The 17,382-nt window shown below is 65.7% G+C and carries 16 protein-coding genes and 2 tRNA genes; 9 read left to right on the top strand and 9 right to left on the bottom strand.

The window, feature by feature from the left end; translation table 11 throughout:
- Nucleotides 1-10 precede the first annotated feature (10 nt).
- Nucleotides 11-81 (bottom strand) — tRNA-Gly (locus AB431_RS20525).
- A gap of 133 nt (nucleotides 82-214) precedes the next feature.
- Between AB431_RS20525 and AB431_RS20520 the strand changes: the two genes are divergently transcribed.
- The 6 genes from AB431_RS20520 (at nucleotide 215) to AB431_RS20495 (ending at nucleotide 5,314) form a co-directional block, all read left to right on the top strand.
- A tRNA-Pro gene (locus AB431_RS20520) sits at nucleotides 215-288 on the top strand.
- Nucleotides 289-339: 51 nt separating this feature from the next.
- On the top strand, nucleotides 340-1,767 hold the full coding sequence (tig, locus tag AB431_RS20515) for a trigger factor (protein ID WP_047331482.1): 1,428 nt from the start codon (nucleotides 340-342) through the stop codon (nucleotides 1,765-1,767).
- Nucleotides 1,768-1,809: 42 nt separating this feature from the next.
- A complete protein-coding gene (locus tag AB431_RS20510) occupies nucleotides 1,810-2,460 on the top strand; it encodes an ATP-dependent Clp protease proteolytic subunit (RefSeq protein ID WP_255353553.1) in 651 nt (216 codons plus the stop codon).
- Nucleotides 2,453-3,100 (top strand): ATP-dependent Clp protease proteolytic subunit, encoded by a 648-nt coding sequence (locus AB431_RS20505; protein WP_047331480.1) that lies wholly within the window; start codon nucleotides 2,453-2,455, stop codon nucleotides 3,098-3,100. Before AB431_RS20510 ends, AB431_RS20505 begins: the two co-directional genes overlap by 8 nt.
- 508 nt (nucleotides 3,101-3,608) lie before the next feature.
- Nucleotides 3,609-4,889: an ATP-dependent Clp protease ATP-binding subunit ClpX gene (gene clpX / locus AB431_RS20500; protein ID WP_047331479.1), complete on the top strand. Its 1,281-nt coding sequence runs from the start codon at nucleotides 3,609-3,611 to the stop codon at nucleotides 4,887-4,889.
- Nucleotides 4,890-4,924: 35 nt separating this feature from the next.
- Complete coding sequence (locus AB431_RS20495; RefSeq protein ID WP_144418319.1) at nucleotides 4,925-5,314, top strand: hypothetical protein; 390 nt, start codon at nucleotides 4,925-4,927, stop codon at nucleotides 5,312-5,314.
- A gap of 1 nt (nucleotide 5,315) precedes the next feature.
- On the opposite strand, the gene AB431_RS20490 is transcribed toward AB431_RS20495, so the two are convergent.
- The 6 genes from AB431_RS20490 to AB431_RS20465 form a co-directional block, all read right to left on the bottom strand.
- Nucleotides 5,316-6,245 (bottom strand): NmrA family NAD(P)-binding protein, encoded by a 930-nt coding sequence (locus tag AB431_RS20490; RefSeq protein ID WP_052960347.1) that lies wholly within the window; start codon nucleotides 6,243-6,245, stop codon nucleotides 5,316-5,318.
- The gene (locus tag AB431_RS20485) at nucleotides 6,242-6,574 is read right to left on the bottom strand and encodes a nitrile hydratase accessory protein (RefSeq protein WP_047331478.1); all 333 of its coding nucleotides are present in this window, start codon (nucleotides 6,572-6,574) and stop codon (nucleotides 6,242-6,244) included. The genes AB431_RS20490 and AB431_RS20485 overlap by 4 nt, the downstream gene beginning before the upstream one ends.
- Nucleotides 6,571-7,167, bottom strand: coding sequence for a nitrile hydratase subunit alpha (gene nthA, locus AB431_RS20480; protein ID WP_047331477.1), 597 nt, complete (start codon nucleotides 7,165-7,167; stop codon nucleotides 6,571-6,573). The genes AB431_RS20485 and nthA overlap by 4 nt, the downstream gene beginning before the upstream one ends.
- Nucleotides 7,145-7,828: a nitrile hydratase subunit beta gene (gene nthB / locus AB431_RS20475; protein WP_047331476.1), complete on the bottom strand. Its 684-nt coding sequence runs from the start codon at nucleotides 7,826-7,828 to the stop codon at nucleotides 7,145-7,147. The genes nthA and nthB overlap by 23 nt, the downstream gene beginning before the upstream one ends.
- 246 nt (nucleotides 7,829-8,074) lie before the next feature.
- On the bottom strand, nucleotides 8,075-8,902 hold the full coding sequence (fdhD, locus tag AB431_RS20470) for a formate dehydrogenase accessory sulfurtransferase FdhD (RefSeq protein WP_047331475.1): 828 nt from the start codon (nucleotides 8,900-8,902) through the stop codon (nucleotides 8,075-8,077).
- Complete coding sequence (locus AB431_RS20465) at nucleotides 8,890-11,232, bottom strand: FdhF/YdeP family oxidoreductase (protein ID WP_047331474.1); 2,343 nt, start codon at nucleotides 11,230-11,232, stop codon at nucleotides 8,890-8,892. The genes fdhD and AB431_RS20465 overlap by 13 nt, the downstream gene beginning before the upstream one ends.
- Before the next feature lie 102 nt (nucleotides 11,233-11,334).
- On the opposite strand from AB431_RS20465, the gene AB431_RS20460 reads away from it, so the two are divergent.
- The gene (locus AB431_RS20460; RefSeq protein WP_047331473.1) at nucleotides 11,335-12,276 is read left to right on the top strand and encodes a LysR family transcriptional regulator; all 942 of its coding nucleotides are present in this window, start codon (nucleotides 11,335-11,337) and stop codon (nucleotides 12,274-12,276) included.
- Between the two features lie 54 nt (nucleotides 12,277-12,330).
- On the opposite strand, the gene AB431_RS20455 is transcribed toward AB431_RS20460, so the two are convergent.
- Nucleotides 12,331-13,383 carry a hypothetical protein gene (locus tag AB431_RS20455; protein ID WP_144418318.1) on the bottom strand — a complete coding sequence of 351 codons (1,053 nt, stop codon included), beginning with the start codon at nucleotides 13,381-13,383 and terminating at the stop codon, nucleotides 12,331-12,333.
- A 443-nt stretch (nucleotides 13,384-13,826) separates the two neighbouring features.
- Here AB431_RS20455 and AB431_RS20450 point away from each other — a divergent pair, with 443 nt between their 5' ends.
- Nucleotides 13,827-16,001, top strand: coding sequence for a glutamine synthetase III (locus tag AB431_RS20450; protein ID WP_047331471.1), 2,175 nt, complete (start codon nucleotides 13,827-13,829; stop codon nucleotides 15,999-16,001).
- Nucleotides 16,002-16,106: 105 nt separating this feature from the next.
- On the top strand, nucleotides 16,107-16,685 hold the full coding sequence (locus AB431_RS20445) for a dihydrofolate reductase family protein (protein WP_047331470.1): 579 nt from the start codon (nucleotides 16,107-16,109) through the stop codon (nucleotides 16,683-16,685).
- Here AB431_RS20445 and AB431_RS20440 read toward each other — a convergent pair.
- A complete protein-coding gene (locus tag AB431_RS20440; RefSeq protein WP_047331469.1) occupies nucleotides 16,657-17,376 on the bottom strand; it encodes a dienelactone hydrolase family protein in 720 nt (239 codons plus the stop codon). The genes AB431_RS20445 and AB431_RS20440 overlap by 29 nt on opposite strands.
- Nucleotides 17,377-17,382 lie beyond the last annotated feature (6 nt).

The following is a 17,382-nucleotide window of genomic DNA, read 5'->3' as shown; positions in this document are numbered from 1 at the left end:
GGCTTTTCCGAGCGGGCGACGGGAATCGAACCCGCGTAATCAGTTTGGAAGACTGAGGCTCTACCATTGAGCTACGCCCGCGTGCATGCGCGTGCCCAAATGTACCGGTCGACGTGATCAAATCCGAATCGGCCCACCTGGAAGCGCGTCGCCGAGGTCGATTGCCGCTGAGCAGGCATTGGGCCGTAGGATTCGGACGCGAGAAATACAGCACCGGGGTGTAGCGCAGCTTGGTAGCGCATCCGCTTTGGGAGCGGAAGGCCGCAGGTTCAAATCCTGTCACCCCGACACGCCCGAACAATGTCCCACGAGAAGAAGACTGAACCGAGGAGTACCGCAGTGAAGAGCACCGTCGAGAAGTTGAGCCCGACCCGGGTTCGCATCAACGTGGAGGTGCCCTTCACGGAATTGCAGCCGGACTTCGACCGGGCCTACAAGGAGCTCGCCAAGCAGGTTCGGCTGCCCGGTTTCCGTCCCGGCAAGGCCCCGGCCAAGCTGCTCGAGGCCCGCATCGGCCGTGGCGCGGTCCTTCAGCAGGTCGTCAACGACGCGCTGCCCACCCGCTACAGCGAGGCCGTCACCGCCACCGAGGTGACGCCCCTGGGTCAGCCCGAGATCGAGGTCACCAAGATCGAGGACGGCGAGGAGCTGGTCTTCACCGCCGAGGTCGACGTCCGGCCGGAGATCGAGCTGCCCGACTTGAGCGCGCTCAAGATCGAGGTCGACGCGATCGAGATCAACGACGACGAGGTCGACGCCGAGCTGGAGTCGCTGCGCGCTCGCTTCGGCACCCTCAAGGGCGTCGAGCGTCCCGCCCAGACCGGCGACTTCGTCTCCATCGACCTGTCGGCCACCGTGAACGGCGAAGAGCTTCCCGATGCCGCCACCGAAGGCCTCTCGCACGAGGTGGGTTCCGGTCAGCTCATCGAGGGCCTCGACGACGCCATCGTCGGCCTGTCCGAGGGTGAGTCGAAGGTGTTCACCACCAAGCTCGCCGCCGGTGAGCACGCCGGTGAGGAGGCTGAGGTCACCGTCACCGTCAAGTCGATCAAGGAGCGCGAGCTTCCCGAGGCCGATGACGAATTCGCCCAGCTGGCAAGCGAATTCGACACCATCGAGGAGCTGAAGGAAAACCTCGTCGAGCAGGTGAAGCGGGTCAAGCGCATCCACCAGGCCGAGAAGATCCGCGACAACGCCCTCGAGCTGCTGCTGGAGAAGACCGAGGTGCCGTTGCCCGAGGCGATCGTGCAGGCGCAGGTCGACCAGACCGTGCACAACGCCATCCACGGCCTGGACCATGACGAGGACAAGTTCGCCGAGACGCTCGAAGCCGAGGGCAGCTCGCGTGAGAAGTTCGACGCCGAGACCCGCGAGGCCGCCGAGAAGGCCGTCAAGACGCAGCTGCTGATGGACGCCATCGCCGACGACCTCGACATCCAGGTCGGGCAGAACGACCTGACCGAGCGCCTGGTGCTGATGTCGCGGCAGTACGGCATCGAGCCGGCGCAGCTGCTGCAGATCCTGCAGCAGAACAATCAGCTGCCGGCGATGTTCGCCGACGTGCGCCGCGGCCTGACCGTGGCAGCGGTGGTCGAAGCGGCCACCGTCACCGACAGCGAGGGCAACGTCGTCGACACCGCGGAGTTCTTCGGCCCGCCGGCGGGAGCCGAGGACGACGAGGTGATCGAGGACGCCGACGACGTCGACGTCGACGAGGTCGCCGAGATCGCTGAGGCCGTTGAGCAGGAAGCCGAGAAGTCCGAATAACGCCGACAGCGAAAGCGCACTCTCCCGGGAGTGCGCTCCGCTGTGGGTTCGTTAGGGTCGGGTAGAACGAAGTCCGTAGAAAGCAGGTATCAAGTCGTGACTCATATGCGTTCGAGCGCACCAGGGCTGAACCTCACTGACTCGGTGTATGAGCGGTTGCTCGCCGAGCGCATCATCTTCCTGGGCTCCCAGGTCGATGACGACATCGCCAATCGGCTGTGCGCGCAAATCCTTCTGCTGGCCGCCGAGGACCCCACCAAGGACATCAACCTCTACATCAATTCCCCCGGTGGCTCGATCAGCGCCGGCATGGCGATCTACGACACCATGGTCCTCGCGCCGTGTGACGTCGCCACCTACGCGATGGGCATGGCCGCGTCGATGGGCGAGTTCCTGCTCGCAGCCGGGACCAAGGGCAAGCGCTATGCGCTGCCGCACGCCCGCATCCTGATGCACCAGCCGCTTGGCGGTATCACCGGTGGCGCGGCCGACATCGCTATTCAGGCCGAGCAGTTCGCGCTCATCAAGAGGGAGATGTTCCGGCTCAACGCCGAGTTCACCGGCCAGCCGATCGAACGCATCGAGGCCGACTCCGACCGCGACCGCTGGTTCACTGCTCAGGAAGCGCTGGAGTACGGCTTCGTCGACCACATCATCACCCACGCGAACTTCAACGGAGCCACCAATGCCTGATTACACCGATGCGCGGCTCGCACCGCAGGGCCGTTACATCCTGCCGTCGTTCGTCGAGCACTCGAGCTGGGGCGTCAAGGAATCCAACCCCTACAACAAGCTGTTCGAGGAACGCATCATCTTCCTCGGTGTCCAGGTGGACGACGCCTCGGCCAACGACATCATGGCCCAGCTGCTGGTGCTGGAGTCGCTGGATCCCGACCGCGACATCACCATGTACATCAACTCGCCCGGTGGCTCGTTCACCTCGCTGATGGCGATCTACGACACCATGCAGTACGTGCGTGCCGACATCCAGACCGTGTGCCTGGGCCAGGCCGCCTCGGCCGCCGCGGTGCTGCTGGCCGCGGGAACTCCCGGCAAGCGCCTGGCGCTGCCCAACGCCCGCGTGCTGATCCACCAGCCGTCGCTGGGTGGCGTCATCCAGGGCCAGTTCTCCGATCTGGAAATCCAGGCCGCCGAGATCGAGCGCATGCGAACCCTGATGGAGACCACGCTGGCCCGGCACACGGGCAAGGACCCGGCCGTGATCCGCAAGGACACCGACCGCGACAAGATCCTGACCGCGGCCGACGCCAAGGAATACGGGATCATCGACACGGTTCTGGAGTACCGGAAGCTTTCGGCTCAGAACGCCTGATAGCCCGCCGACGTTGTTCGCGCCCGCCGCGGCCCATTGGGTCGCGGCGTTCGCGTCGAAGGGGCCATCGCCGGGCCGGCCATCGTTGGACCTTCGCTGCGTGCGAATCCGCGCTCGGCGAAATTGCGGGACAGCGATCAGCAACCGGGCCGATCAGAGGTCGTCGGGCGGCCGTGCGCCCCGCGTCCAGCTCAGTGGCCGGACGGCGTCGTCAAAGGGGACGGTATCGTGGAGAACGGCGAACACCACGACGCAACTCCACGGTCGCCGCAGCTCACCGCCTCTCAGTTCGGTAACGGCGGCGACACGCCAAAACACAGCGGCGCGTTCCGAGGGGACGAGAACCGCGTCAGGGGATATGTTCACCACACGCACGAATACCACCGACGCGATTCGGCTTTATCTGTCGCACCGTGGCAGAGCAAGCGGGTAGCGTCGGGGCTGAGCCCAACGCAGACTTGATAGCAACGATCGAAGACCCGGCGAAGGAAAGTAGGACCCCACCACCATGGCGCGTATCGGAGACGGCGGTGACCTGCTGAAGTGCTCGTTCTGCGGTAAGAGTCAGAAGCAGGTGAAGAAGCTCATAGCGGGTCCGGGCGTCTACATCTGCGACGAGTGCATCGACCTCTGCAACGAGATCATCGAAGAGGAGTTGGCCGACGCCGACGACGTCAAACTCGATGAACTGCCCAAGCCGGCCGAGATCCGCGAGTTCCTGGAGAGCTACGTCATCGGCCAGGACACCGCCAAGCGCACGCTGGCCGTTGCGGTCTACAACCACTACAAGCGCATCCAGGCCGGCGAGAAGCACCGCGACTCCCGCTCGGAGCCGGTGGAGCTGGCCAAGTCGAACATCCTGATGCTCGGTCCGACCGGCTGCGGCAAGACCTACCTCGCGCAGACGCTCGCCAAGATGCTCAACGTGCCGTTCGCGATCGCCGACGCCACCGCGCTGACCGAAGCCGGGTATGTCGGTGAGGACGTCGAGAACATTCTGCTCAAGTTGATCCAGGCCGCCGACTATGACGTCAAGCGCGCCGAGACCGGCATCATCTACATCGACGAGGTCGACAAGATCGCCCGAAAGAGCGAGAACCCGTCGATCACGCGCGACGTCTCCGGCGAGGGTGTGCAACAGGCGCTGCTGAAGATTCTCGAAGGCACGCAGGCGTCGGTTCCGCCGCAGGGCGGCCGCAAGCACCCGCATCAGGAGTTCATCCAGATCGACACCACCAACGTGCTGTTCATCGTCGCTGGTGCGTTCGCCGGGCTGGAGAAGATCGTCTCCGACCGGGTCGGCAAGCGCGGCCTGGGCTTCGGTGCCGAGGTGAAGTCCAAGGCCGAGATCGACACCCAGGACCACTTCGCCGAAGTGATGCCCGAAGACCTGATCAAGTTCGGTCTGATCCCGGAGTTCATCGGTCGTCTGCCCGTCGTGGCCTCGGTGACCAACCTGGACAAGGAATCGCTGGTGCAGATTCTCTCCCAGCCGAAGAACGCCCTGGTCAAGCAGTACACCCGCTTGTTCGAGATGGACGGCGTCGAGCTGGAGTTCGACGAGGATGCCCTCGAAGCGATCGCCGATCAGGCGATCCACCGCGGCACCGGCGCCCGCGGCCTGCGCGCGATCATGGAAGAAGTCCTGCTGCCGGTGATGTACGACATCCCCAGCCGCGACGACGTCGCCAAGGTCGTCGTGACCAAGGAGACCGTCCAGGACAACGTCCTGCCGACGATCGTGCCGCGCAAGCCCGCGCGTCCCGAGCGTCGCGACAAATCCGCCTAGCGGTTTCCTGATCTCCTGCAGACGGGAGGTAGGGCATGACCTATATGGGCCAGCCGTACTACCCGCGGTGGCTGGACAATCTGGCCGAGGACGTCACCCTGGAAGCCGCGGCGATGGACGGCACCGCGCACGGCGCGGCCGATGTCCGCTCGATTGTGGTCACGGCCAAGGAGCTCTACGACAATCAGCAGTTCAGTTATGCCGGACCGTTCGGTGACAACGAAGGCTTCCTGGAGATTTACACCACCGAGGTGCGCGGCGTGCCGGTCGCGGTCAACGTCGTCGTGACGTTCAACGCCGCGGGCCAGACGCACCACATCACGGTCAATCACCGACCGCGCAGCGCGCTGCTGTTCGTCGCGCGAGTGTTGCGGGAGAAGTTCGCAGGTACCCCACTGGTGAAGCACTGGGAGAGCACGCCCTAGGTCAGGGTGCGGTGGCCCGGTCCGGGAGAAACGCATCCCGATTGCTCGCGAGGAACTCTCTGAGGGTGACGGCGGGGCGACCGGTCAGCCGCACGATGTCGTCGGTCACGAGATGGGTGTTGTGTTCGCGTAGGGCTGCGCTTTGCGCCGACTGGTGCGCGGCGACCGTCGTATCGGTACGGCCCGCAGCGGCAGCGCTCGCGACCAACTCATCGCGCCACTCGTCCCGGGTGAGTGCGTGGTAACGCACCGGGTGGCCGGTGGCTTCGCTGATGATCGCGGCGACGGTGGCGTGGTCTGCCCGTTCGGCCGCCCCGACGACGGTCGTTCGGTCGGTAATCGAGGCAGGGTCGGCCAGCAACGCCGCACCCACTGCGCCAACGTCTGACGCGGCGATCCAAGACGGTGCGAAGTCACCGAAGGAATTGCGGATCTCGCCGCGCTCGCGGATCTGGCGGGCGTAGAGCGTCAGCAAGTTCTCCATGAAGAACGCGGCGACTCGCAGATGGGCGCCCCCGTAACCGGCCCACTCGAAGATCTGTTCGGCGACCCACTCGGCGCGGCCCTGTGGGCTCGGGCTCTCCGGAAAGGCAGCGTCCAGCGACAGATCGACCACCCGATGCAGGCCGCATTCGCGACCGGCGGCAGCGAAAAACCCTGCGGCTTCGGTCAATCCGGCACCCACCGGGTAGCTGAAGTAGGCGGCCTGTACATTTTCCAGTGCCGCCAGCAGGCTGGGGTAGTCGGTGAAGTCACCGGCCACGACCTCGATTCCCATGCGCTGCAGAGCTTCTGAACGATCATCGATTCGGTGCACGAACGCTCTGACGGGCAGGCCGCGACTGATGAGTTCGCTCGCGACGTGGCGGCCTACCCCGCCGACACGGCCGGTTGCTCCGGTCACCAGGATCGGCTGCGCGGGCGGTGTCATTGGTGTGCGTGATCGTGGTCTGGCGGCCGCTGCGCCAATTCCTCGGCGCGCGCGGTGACGGCGTGCTCGGGTAGTGTCCCCTGGCTGGCGAGCACATCGGTCAGCGCGCCGAGCCAGTGGCTGTAGTAGCACCAGTCCGAGGAACTCTCGTCGTGGTCGGCGATTCGGGCGATCAGCTTCGCCTGGAACTCATTCCAGGTGAGTTCGCCTGCCTCGCACAGTGCGACTGCCATGGCGAAGGCCCGGCTCTCCCACGGCTCGGCGAACACCAGTTCGCCGTTGACACGCGGCGGGGCGGCAGGACCGTCGATGTCCACGGGCACGCTCACGGCGCGCCGACCTTGGCCACACCGACCATCGCGTCGCGGGTGATCAGCGGTACGAGTTCCTCCTCGGTCAACCCTTCCGTGCCTGCCGGACGCTCCGGCAGCACCAGCCACCGGACTTCGCTGCTGGAGTCGTGCACGGTGATCTCGACGTCGTCGGCCAGGTCGAGTCCCATCTCGGAGAGGACTCGTCGCGGCTCTCGCACGATGCGGGCACGGTAGGCCGGATCCTTATACCAACTAGGCGGCAGGCCCAGCAGTTGCCACGGGTAGCACGAGCACAGCGTGCACACCACGACATGGTGGCTGGTCGCGGTGTTCTCCACCACCACAACGTGTTCGGTCTGTGCGCCAAGGTAGCCGAATTGCCCGATCGCGGCCGTGCCGTCGTCGAGCAGCCACCGCCGGTATTCCGGGTCCTGCCATGCCTTGGCGACGACCCGGGCCCCGTTGAGCGGGCCGACGTTGGTTTCGTAGTTGGTGATGATGGCGTCCAGCGCTCTGGGGTCGACGAGACCCCGTTCGGTGAGCAACTGTTCGAGCGCCTCGGTGCGAAGCGACGGGGCAAGGCGGTCAGCGGATCCGGTCATCGTCATGGGCTTTCCCGAGATAACTTTCGAACATTTCGATGGTGAGGGTGAACGGTTCGGCCTCGGAACCCCACAGTTCGCGTGAGTCGAACGCGACCGTGTACACGTATTGCGGATTCTCACCCAGGAACTCGGCGTTGGTGTCGGGCAGAACGGAGGCGGGTTGGACGAGGCTGACCACACCGGTGTGGCCGCGCACGTACCTCGGCAATCGGGTGTGTCCCGGCGACGACTCGGCCTTGACCCGCACGTGCTCACCGACGGCGTAAGCCGGCGCCGAATCGACGGTGCGCAAAGATCCCGCGGCGGTCGGCATGTAGTCGGGCCGCACCGGTACCGGGATCGGCGGTTCAATGATGTGTTCGCCGAGTAGGTTGCGAGCGCGCACGTCGATGGCCGCCGGCGCCAGGATCGAGCTCTCCGTGAGAATGAGCTCGGCCGCGTTTAGCCAGCGTCCGAAGTAACCGTCATCGAGATAGGCAGTGCGGCTTAGTCGCTCGAGTGCGTGCCGGAACGCGTCGAGGTTCCAGCCCGCCAGCCGCGCCGCCAGCAATGCCAGCGCGAACGCACGGCCGTGCCAGGGTTCCGGGAACACCGGCTCGTCGACGGTTGGCGGATGTGTCGGGCCCCACCCTTCGGTGCCGCCCATGTCAGCGATCCCATCCACGACATCACCTCTCGTAGACTCCACGCACAAGATTAGGCTCAACTCGCGAGCGCCGTGCGGCGTTCGGCGACCATCTCGGCGTGCAGAAGGGCGTTCTCCGCGACGCCGTCCCTCTGGGCGGACGCGGTCTGGTGGGGGTGGTAGCCAAACGTGTTGCGGCATAGTCGAGGACACCGGTCGGACCGCCCACCACACCGATCTCGACTGATGACGTTCCGCGCCGATTACCGACTTCCCGTTACCTGTTCAGTATTGGATGCGGTCGGCGCGGCTGTAGACGTTCATCGATTCCCCGCGCAGGAACGCCACCAGCGTCAGCCCTGACTGGGTGGCCAGGTCGACGGCCAGTGAGGACGGAGCGGACACCGCCGCCAGCACCGGGATGCCGGCCATCACGGCCTTTTGCGTGAGTTCGAAGGACGCACGGCCGCTGATGAGTAGGACGGTGCCGGTGAGCGGGATGTGACCGGCTTCCAGCGCCCAGCCGATCACCTTGTCGACGGCATTGTGTCGGCCAACGTCCTCGCGCACGGCGAGCAGGGCGCCGTCGGTGGTGAACAGCGCTGCGCCGTGGAGTCCGCCCGTGCTGGCGAAAACCTTTTGCGCTGATCGCAGTTGGTTGGGCATCGCGGTCAGCACTGCGGTGTCGACGGTCGACGGGTCGTCGCCGGGGGAATGCCGGCTGGTCAGCCGCACCGCGTCGATCGAGGCCTTGCCGCACACTCCGCACGACGAGGTGGTGTAGAAGTTTCGGGTGACGTCGACGTCGGGCATCGGTACGCCGGGGCGCAACGAGACGTCGAGGACGTTGTAGGTGTTGAGGCCGTCGTTGCCCTCGGCGCCGCGGCAGTAGCGGACGGTCAGCAGGTCGTCGCGGTGGGTGATGACTCCTTCGGTCAGCAAAAAGCCCTGCGCCAGCTCGACATCCGATCCCGGAGTGCGCATGGTGACCGTCAGCGGGGTGCCGTTCACCCGGATCTCCAGCGGCTCCTCGACCACCAGGGTTTCCGGACGCTCGGTGGCGGTGCCGTCGAACACATGACTGGCCCGCCGCCGCGACGTCACCCGCCCCATGCCGTCCCACCTTCCAGCTCTTGGCCACCGGGCTCGAGGCGGATCACGACAGCCTTCGACACCGGTGTGTTCGACCGAGCGGCAACATGATCCAGTGCCACCAGAGGATTGGTCTCGGGGTAGTAGGCAGCCGCGTTGCCGATCGGGGTGGAGTAGGGCACCACCATGAAATCCTTGGCCCGGCGCTCCTGCAGCTGGCCGTGCCCGTCGGTGAACTCCGAGACAAGATCGACGCGGTCACCGGCTGCCAGTCCGAGTGATTCGATGTCGGCGGGGTTGACGAACACCACGCGGCGGCCGCCCTTGACCCCGCGGTAGCGGTCGTCGAGACCGTAGATCGTGGTGTTGTACTGGTCGTGGCTGCGCAGTGTCTGCAGCACCAGCCGCCCCGGCGGCACGGGCACCCAGCGCATCGGGTTCACCGCGAAGTTGGCTTTGCCCGTGGCGGTTGGGAACTCTCGGGAATCCCGTGGCGGATGGGGCAATTGGAAACCGTCCGGCTGGCGCACCCGAGTGTTGTAGTCGTCGCAGCCTGGCACCACGGCCGCGATCGCATCGCGGATCGTGTCGTAATCGGCGGCGAGGCTTTCCCACGGCACGGGATGGTCGGCGCCCAGCACAGTGCGGGCGAGCTGACAGACGATCGCGACCTCGCTGCGGACCTGGTCGCTCGGCGGGGTCAGGCTGCCACGGGAGAGGTGCACCATCGACATCGAATCCTCAACCGAGACAACCTGTTTGCGGCCACCAACGAGATCGCGGTCGGTGCGGCCCAGGGTGGGCAGGATCAACGCCGTGCGGCCGTGCACCACATGACTGCGATTGAGCTTCGTCGAGATCTGCACCGTCAGCGCGCAGGCGCTCAGCGCGGCCTCGGTCACCGCGGTGTCCGGGGTGGCCGACGCGAAGTTGCCGCCCATGGCGAAGAACACCGAGGCACGTCCGTCGCGCATCGCCCGGATCGCGTCGACGGTGTCGAAGCCGTGCCGTCGCGGACTGACGATGCCGAATCGGGTGTCGAGCGCAGCCAGGAACCTCTCGGGCGCCTTCTCCCAGATCCCCATCGTGCGGTCGCCTTGAACATTCGAATGCCCACGCACCGGACATACCCCGGCACCGGGCTTTCCGATCATGCCCCGCAGCAAGAGCAGGTTGGTCATCTCAGCGATGGTGGCCACCGCATGGGTGTGCTGGGTGATGCCCATGGCCCAGCACACGACCGTGCGCTGCGAGGCGGCCAGCATGTCGGCCACGCGGTCCAACTGCGGGAGGGCGATTCCCGTGGCTTCGGTGACGGTGCCGAGATCGACCGTGCGCGTCTCGGCGAGGTACTCGTCGAATCCGTGGCAGTGCGCGGCGATGAAGTCGCGGTCGATCACGCTGCCGGGGGACCGGTCGTCAGCCTCGAGCAGGAGTCGACCCAGCCCCTTGAACAGGGCCAGGTCGCCGCCCAGCCGGATCTGGACGAACTCGTCGGCGATGGGCACGCCGTTGCCGACCACCCCGTGCACCTTCTGCGGGTCCTTGAACCGGATCAAGCCGGCTTCGGGCAGTGGATTGACCGCGATGATCTTGGCGCCGTTGGCTTTCGCCTTCTCCAGCACGTAGAGCATCCGCGGATGGTTGGTGCCCGGATTCTGGCCGGCGATGACGATGACGTCGGCGTGCTCGATGTCATCCACGGTCACCGAACCCTTGCCGACGCCGATCGAATCGATCAGCGCGGTGCCTGATGATTCGTGGCACATGTTGGAGCAGTCCGGCAGGTTGTTGGTGCCGAAGCTGCGCACCATCAGCTGATAGAGGAACGCGGCCTCGTTGCTGGTGCGCCCGGACGTGTAAAACACCGCCTCGTCCGGGGACGCCAGGCCGTTCAGGTGCTCGGCGATCAACCGGTAGGCGTCGTCCCAGCCGATCGGGCGGTAGTGCTGCTCACCGGGCCGAAGGACCATCGGGTGGGTGAGCCGGCCCTGCTGGGACAGCCAGTACTCGGGTTTGTCGGCCAATTCGGCGACCGAGTGACGGGCGAAGAAGTCGGGGGTGACCCGGCGCTTCGTGGCCTCCTCGGCGACCGCCTTTGCGCCGTTCTCGCAGAACTCGGCGAGCTTGCGGTTGTCGTGTTCCTCCGGCCACGCGCAGCCCGGGCAGTCGAAGCCGTGCCGCTGATTGATCCGCGCCAGGGTCGCCACGGTGCGGGCGGGTCCCATCTGCTCCAGCGCGCGCCGCATGGTGACGACGACTGCTTCCATTCCGGCGGCCTCGTTCTTGGCGCCGGTGACCTCGACGGCGCGTTCGTCGTAGTCCGCGTCGACGTCTTTGGCACGGGTCATGACTCCAATCTAAACCTCGAGATCGGCGACTCCCACCTCATGCAGCAGGTTCGTATTCACTATTTGACATGCGGTGATAGACGACGTCTATCGTCTACAGCGATGGCCGGCGATGTGTTGCTGCAGCAATTGGACTATCTGCTGGCGCTCGCCGCTGAGCGCCACTTCGGTCGCGCGGCGGCGCGTTGCCACATCAGCCAACCGACCCTCTCGGTGGCAATCCGCAGGCTGGAGCGCGATCTGGGCATCGTGATCGTGCAACGGGGCCGCCGCTTCGAGGGCTTCACCGAAGAAGGGCAGCGGGTGGTGACCTGGGCCCAGCGCATCATCGCCGAGCGCGACGAGATGCTCGCCGACCTCGAACGGATCCAGGGGCGGCTGACGGTGACCGCCCGCATCGGCGCGATCCCGACCGCCGTTCCGGCCAGCCCGTACATCACCGCCGAATTCCTGCGCCGCAACCCGGCGGCCTCGGTGCGGATCGAGGCATTGTCGTCACGGGAGATCGCCAGGCGACTGGCCGACTTCGAGATCGACGCCGGACTGACCTATCTGGACGAAGCGCCGCCCGGCACGCGGTCGGTCGAGCTATACCGGGAGCAGTACGTCCTCGTGGCGTCCGCCGACGATCCTTTGATGGCCAAGACGGACGTGACATGGGCCGAGGCAGCCGGGCTCGAGCTCTGCGTGCTGACGACCACGATGCGCAACCGCCGAATCCTGGACGCCAACATGGCGGTTGAGGGCGTCCGCTATCGCCCAGTGGTGGAGGCGGATTCGGTCGATGCGTTGTATGCACACCTGACGAAGCGACGGGCCACCATCGCGAGCACCGCGTGGCTGCCGCAATTGAGTGTGCCGCAAGGCTTTACCGCACGGCCGATGGTCAAGCACGGGCCCAGCCCGGCGATCGGGCTGGTGGTGTTGGATCGCGCCCCGGCCTCGATCGTGGCGGGCGCGCTTGTCGCGGTGGCGACGGATATCGACATCGCCACGCGAGTCGACGAGTTTTGGGCGCAGACGCAGCGAGACGAACTCCACTGACAACGGAGTTCGTCTCGCCTCGCCCTCGTGCTCAGGTCGATCCGGCCTTAACGCTCATTCGGCCGACTTGGCCGCCCCTTTGCCGTGGGACCGCGCAGTGTCACGCTTGCCGGACGCCTTACCCGCGTTGGCGGAGTGGTCGGCACCAGACTGACTTCTTCTGCTACCCGGAGCGGCCGCCGATCCCTTGGTCTGACTCTTGCCCTTGGTCGTGGGTGGAGCCTCGGTGTCGGTGCCGTCCTTGACGGTGTCGGACGTGTCGTCGGTGGCGTCCTCGGGCGCGGTGGTGCCGCCTGTCGTGGCGGTTTTGACGGTTGTGGCGGCGCCAGCGGTCTTGGCGGCGGCGGGCTTGACGGCAGCCGCAGTGCTGGTGCTACCGCCGAGGTTCAAACCGGTCAGCGCCGAGCCGATGTCCGTCACCACCTGCCGAACCACCGGAGTGATGTTGGTGATCGCCTGACCGACAGCCGACACCACACTCTGGAACCCAGCCGTCACGGCTGCCCTCAATCCATCTGAGCCCAGCGCTGCCACCACGCTGCCGACCGCGGCCGTTACGGCGGTGACAACCGGGGCGAACGCACCCGGCACGGCGGCGGCGATCGTCAGCGCGCCCTGGACCAGGCTCGGGGCGATCGTCAGCACCCGAACGACGCCCGTGAGACCGTTTTGGATGGCGGTGCCCAGGCTGCCGCCGACGGTGCCGGCGAGCTGCCCGCCGATGTCGGTCAGCACCTGGCTCAGCGAGGCGCCGGACTGAAGCTCGGTTATTGCCGTCGCCACGGCGGCCTGGATCGCGCTCAGAAGCCCGGGGTTGGCCTGGAGGAAGGAGTTCAGCAGGTTGCCCAACCCGGAGAATCCGCCGCTCCACCAGCCGGAATCACCACCGCCGCCCGACAAGCCGCCACCGTCGTCATGGTGCCACGGGGAATCGGATTGCTTTTGCCCGGAGGCTCCGCCGAAGACATCGGACCACTGATCAGTCGCCCGGGTGAGCGAGTAGTTGATCGAAGCGAGCTGCGGCGACTGAACCGGCTGTAGGAATGGAACCGCTCCGGCGACGACGGTAGCGGCGGCGAAGGGCGCGACAAATCGAGAAACGTGCATGGTGCTTTCCCCCAACGACATTGAACACTGAACTGAAGCGACCCGACGATATAACAGCTTTGCTGACCACGTTGACGTTTCGGCAACGTTATTTCTCGCCGTGTCGTTGACGGATACGTAAATAGCCACCGGCAACGGATTTCGGTCGATGAGGCCGTTGCTCTGAGCCTGAAACGTGTTGGCAGACAACCTGTTCCCGGCTGTCAGTCCCGTGAACGGCGACTCTTGTTTCGTTTGGTGGATACCTCGCCGCCCGGCCGACGACGGGCAATCCGCGTCGTTTGCTGCGCATGGCCCGCGCGCGGAGGGCGCATGTCGCGTCGATGAGTCGCGCTATCTGACGTTGACGCCGCCGTAACAATACTGGCATCGATGGTCCCTACTGTTGGCCGGTCACGTCCGCGAAGCAGACGCGGGTGTCTTGGTGCAGAGGAAAAAATCAGTTGAGCGGAAATGCGGCGCGACTCCAAGCGATTGTCAACGTCGAGGGCTACCAGCCCCCGGCGGTCAGCTTCGTCCCCGGCGAGGCACCGGGTGAGATCTTCGGATCGAACGTGTTTACCAAGGCCGAGATGCAGGCCCGGCTGCCGAAGTCGGTCTACAAGTCGGTGGTCGCCACGATCGAGAAGGGCGAGAAGCTGGACCCGTCGGTCGCCGACTCGGTCGCCGCGGCGATGAAGGATTGGGCACTCGAGAAGGGTGCCACTCACTACGCCCACGTCTTCTACCCGATGACCGGGCTGACGGCCGAGAAGCATGACAGCTTCCTCGAGCCGGTGTCCGACGGCCAGACCTTGGCCGAATTCGCCGGCAAGACCCTGATTCAGGGTGAGCCGGACGCATCGAGCTTCCCGTCGGGCGGCCTGCGCAGCACGTTCGAGGCGCGCGGCTACACGGGCTGGGACGTGACCAGCCCCGCCTACATTCTGGAAAACCCGAACGGCAACACCCTCTGCATTCCCACGGTGTTCGTGTCGATGACCGGCGAGGCGCTCGACTACAAGACCCCGCTGCTGCGCAGTCAGCAGGCGATGGGCGCGCACGCCGAGCGGATCCTGAAGCTGTTCGGGCACAAGGACTTCGAGCACGTCGTCTCATTCTGCGGTCCGGAACAGGAGTACTTCCTGGTCGACCGGCACTTCTTCCTGGCCCGCCCGGACCTGATCAACGCCGGCCGGACCCTGTTCGGTGCGAAGCCACCCAAGGGGCAGGAGTTCGACGACCACTACTTCGGTGCGGTGCCCGAGCGGGTGCTGGGCTTCATGATGGACACCGAGCGGGAGCTCTTCAAGCTCGGTATCCCGGCCAAGACCAGGCACAATGAGGTCGCGCCCGCACAGTTCGAGGTGGCGCCGATGTTCGAGCGGGCCAATATCGCCTCCGATCACCAGCAGCTGCTGATGACGGTGTTCAAGACGATCGCCCACAAACACGGCATGGAGTGCCTGTTCCACGAGAAGCCGTTCGCCGGGGTCAACGGCTCGGGTAAGCACGTCAACTTCTCGGTCGGCAACGCCCAATTCGGCAGCCTGCTGGTGCCGGGCGACACGCCCCATGAGAATGCCCAGTTCCTGGTGTTCTGCGCGGCGGTGATCCGCGCCGTGCACAAGTTCGGTGGCCTGCTGCGGGTCTCGGTGGCCTCGGCCACCAACGATCACCGGCTGGGTGCCAACGAAGCCCCGCCGGCGATCATTTCGATCTTCCTCGGCGAGCAGCTGGCCGACGTGTTCGAGCAGATCGCCAAAGGCGCGGCGACGTCGTCAAAGGGCAAGGGAGTCATGCACATCGGCGTCGACACACTGCCGACGCTGCCGACCGACCCGGGCGACCGCAACCGCACCAGTCCGTTTGCGTTCACCGGCAACCGGTTCGAATTCCGTGCTCCGGGCTCAGGTCAGACCGTCGCGGTCCCGATGATCATCATCAACACGATCATGGCGGACTCCCTTGACTACATGGCCACCGTGCTGGAGAAGGCGGTCGGCGAAGGTGAGGACTTCGACACCGCGGTGCAGAAGCTGCTGACCGACATCATCACCGAGCACGGCGCGGTGGTGTTCAATGGCGACGGATACTCGGACAACTGGCAGATCGAGGCGGCCGAGCGTGGGCTGCCGAACCTGAAGACCACACCGGACGCGATCCCGGAGCTCATCAAGCCCGAGGCCATCGCGCTGTTCGAGAAGTACGGGGTGTTCAGCGAGCGCGAACTGCACAGTCGCTACGAGGTCCGGTTGGAGCAGTACGTCCTGACCATCGGCGTGGAGGCCAAGTTGGCTTTGGAGATCGGTTCGACGGTGATCCTGCCTGCAGCGATCCGCTATCAGACCGAGCTGGCCCAAAACGTCGCCACCCTGAAGGCCGCGGGTATCGAGCCCGACACGACGCTGCTGGAACTGGTTTCGGGACCGATCGCGTCGCTGACCAAGGCGCTGGGCGCGCTGAAGTCCGCGATGGGTGTGCATATCGAGGGTGCGGCCGAGGAGGCGCTGCACTACCGCGACGCGATCCTGCCGGCGATGGCAGCGGTGCGGGAGGCCGCCGACGAGCTGGAAAGCGTTGTCGCCGACGACCTCTGGCCGCTGCCGACGTATCAGGAGATGCTCTTCATCCTGTGAGGCTTGCGCTGAGGCTGTAGTTGCCGACACCGCCACTCGGGGCGTTCGTGACGGCAACTACAGCTTCGGCGATGAGTTTTGCAGCGGTTGGCAGTCTGTATCTGCATGACTGCTATCTACACGTTCGACGTGTTCTCCAGCCTCGACGGCTTCGGCGGGGTCAACGGCGGCGACTGGGGCGGCTACTGGGGCAAGCAAGGCCCCGAGCTCTTGGACCGCCGCCTCGCCCTGTACGACCAGCCACAACGAATGGTATTCGGCGCCAACACATATCGGGCGTTCACCCAGCTGCTGGACCTGGGCGAAGAGGCGTCGGTCAATGACCTCTGGGTCACCCGGATGCGGCATCTGCCCGCGACGGTCGTGTCGACCACGCTGGACGGCCCTTTGAAATGGCCGGATGCGACTGTCGTGAGCGGTGACGCCGTCGACGTCATCGCCCGGCTCAAGGAGGAGTCCGATGTGCCGCTACGCTCACACGGCAGTTTGTCGATGAACCGGGCGCTGATGGCCGCCGGCCTTGTCGACCGGGTGCAGGTGACGATCTTCCCGGTGATCACCGGTCAGACCGGCGACGACCCGATCTTCAAGGGCGCCGCCGATTTCGACCTCGAGCTGATCGAGAGCCGAACACTCGACGCTCGCATCCAGGAGCTCACCTACCGGCCGACTCTGCATTCTTGAGGTGTTGGCCGAAGAACGCGAACACCCGCTGCCAGGCGTCCTCGGCCTCGGGGCGTGAGTAGGCCATTCCCGCAACGCCGACGATGGTCTGCACCGGCCCGGGAATGTCCCAGTCGTTCATGAAGGAATGCCCGACCCCCGGATACTCCTTGATGTCTCGGGGTACGTCACGCTCGGCGAGCAGGTGTTCCAGCTTGCCGGCCGCACCCTTGAGCATCCAGTCCTTGGCGCCGTAACTGGCCACCGTCGGGCACGAGTTCGGGATCGAGGAGATGTCCTTGGGCCATTCCCCATAATTGGGGGCCGACGCGTCAAACAATCCCGTCGGTGCCAGCACGAGGCAGAACCCGCCGCCCATGCAGAAGCCGATCACGCCGACCTTCCCCGTGCACTGGGGATCGGCGACCAGGTGATCGCGCGCGGCGATGAGGTCGTCGACGGCAGTACCTTTGCCATTCTTGAACGCCTGCAGCGTGCGCACCACGCAGAGCAGCCGATTGCCCCGGTGATACAGCGCCGGTGTGATCGCGAGGTAGCCGTTGGCGGCGAACCGGTCGGTGATGCGTTTGATGTCGCTCGTCATCCCCATCGCGTCGTGCACGATGACGACACCGGGCCACGGTCCTTCACCGGCCGGCCGCGCCTGGTATGCCGGCAACGGACCCGCGGGGGCGGAAAAGGTGGTGTCCATTCAGGC

This window comes from Mycobacterium sp. EPa45 (assembly GCF_001021385.1).
In the GTDB taxonomy this organism is placed as follows: Bacteria; Actinomycetota; Actinomycetes; order Mycobacteriales; family Mycobacteriaceae; genus Mycobacterium.
Note: the sequence above shows the minus strand (reverse complement) of the source record. Positions and strands in the feature narration are given on the sequence as shown.

What these genes read in the sequence shown, in the direction of transcription:
- AB431_RS20465 (WP_047331474.1), bottom strand. Translation starts at nt 11,232, where the DNA reads ATGACCCGTGCCAAAGACGTCGACGCGGACTACGACGAACGCGCCGTC.
- nthA (WP_047331477.1), bottom strand. Translation starts at nt 7,167, where the DNA reads ATGACGATGACCGGATCCGCTGACCGCCTTGCCCCGTCGCTTCGCACC.
- fdhD (WP_047331475.1), bottom strand. Translation starts at nt 8,902, where the DNA reads ATGGGGCGGGTGACGTCGCGGCGGCGGGCCAGTCATGTGTTCGACGGC.
- AB431_RS20445 (WP_047331470.1), top strand. Translation starts at nt 16,107, where the DNA reads ATGACTGCTATCTACACGTTCGACGTGTTCTCCAGCCTCGACGGCTTC.
- clpX (WP_047331479.1), top strand. Translation starts at nt 3,609, where the DNA reads ATGGCGCGTATCGGAGACGGCGGTGACCTGCTGAAGTGCTCGTTCTGC.
- AB431_RS20455 (WP_144418318.1), bottom strand. Translation starts at nt 13,383, where the DNA reads ATGCACGTTTCTCGATTTGTCGCGCCCTTCGCCGCCGCTACCGTCGTC.
- AB431_RS20460 (WP_047331473.1), top strand. Translation starts at nt 11,335, where the DNA reads ATGGCCGGCGATGTGTTGCTGCAGCAATTGGACTATCTGCTGGCGCTC.
- AB431_RS20505 (WP_047331480.1), top strand. Translation starts at nt 2,453, where the DNA reads ATGCCTGATTACACCGATGCGCGGCTCGCACCGCAGGGCCGTTACATC.
- AB431_RS20490 (WP_052960347.1), bottom strand. Translation starts at nt 6,245, where the DNA reads ATGACACCGCCCGCGCAGCCGATCCTGGTGACCGGAGCAACCGGCCGT.
- AB431_RS20495 (WP_144418319.1), top strand. Translation starts at nt 4,925, where the DNA reads ATGACCTATATGGGCCAGCCGTACTACCCGCGGTGGCTGGACAATCTG.
- AB431_RS20440 (WP_047331469.1), bottom strand. Translation starts at nt 17,376, where the DNA reads ATGGACACCACCTTTTCCGCCCCCGCGGGTCCGTTGCCGGCATACCAG.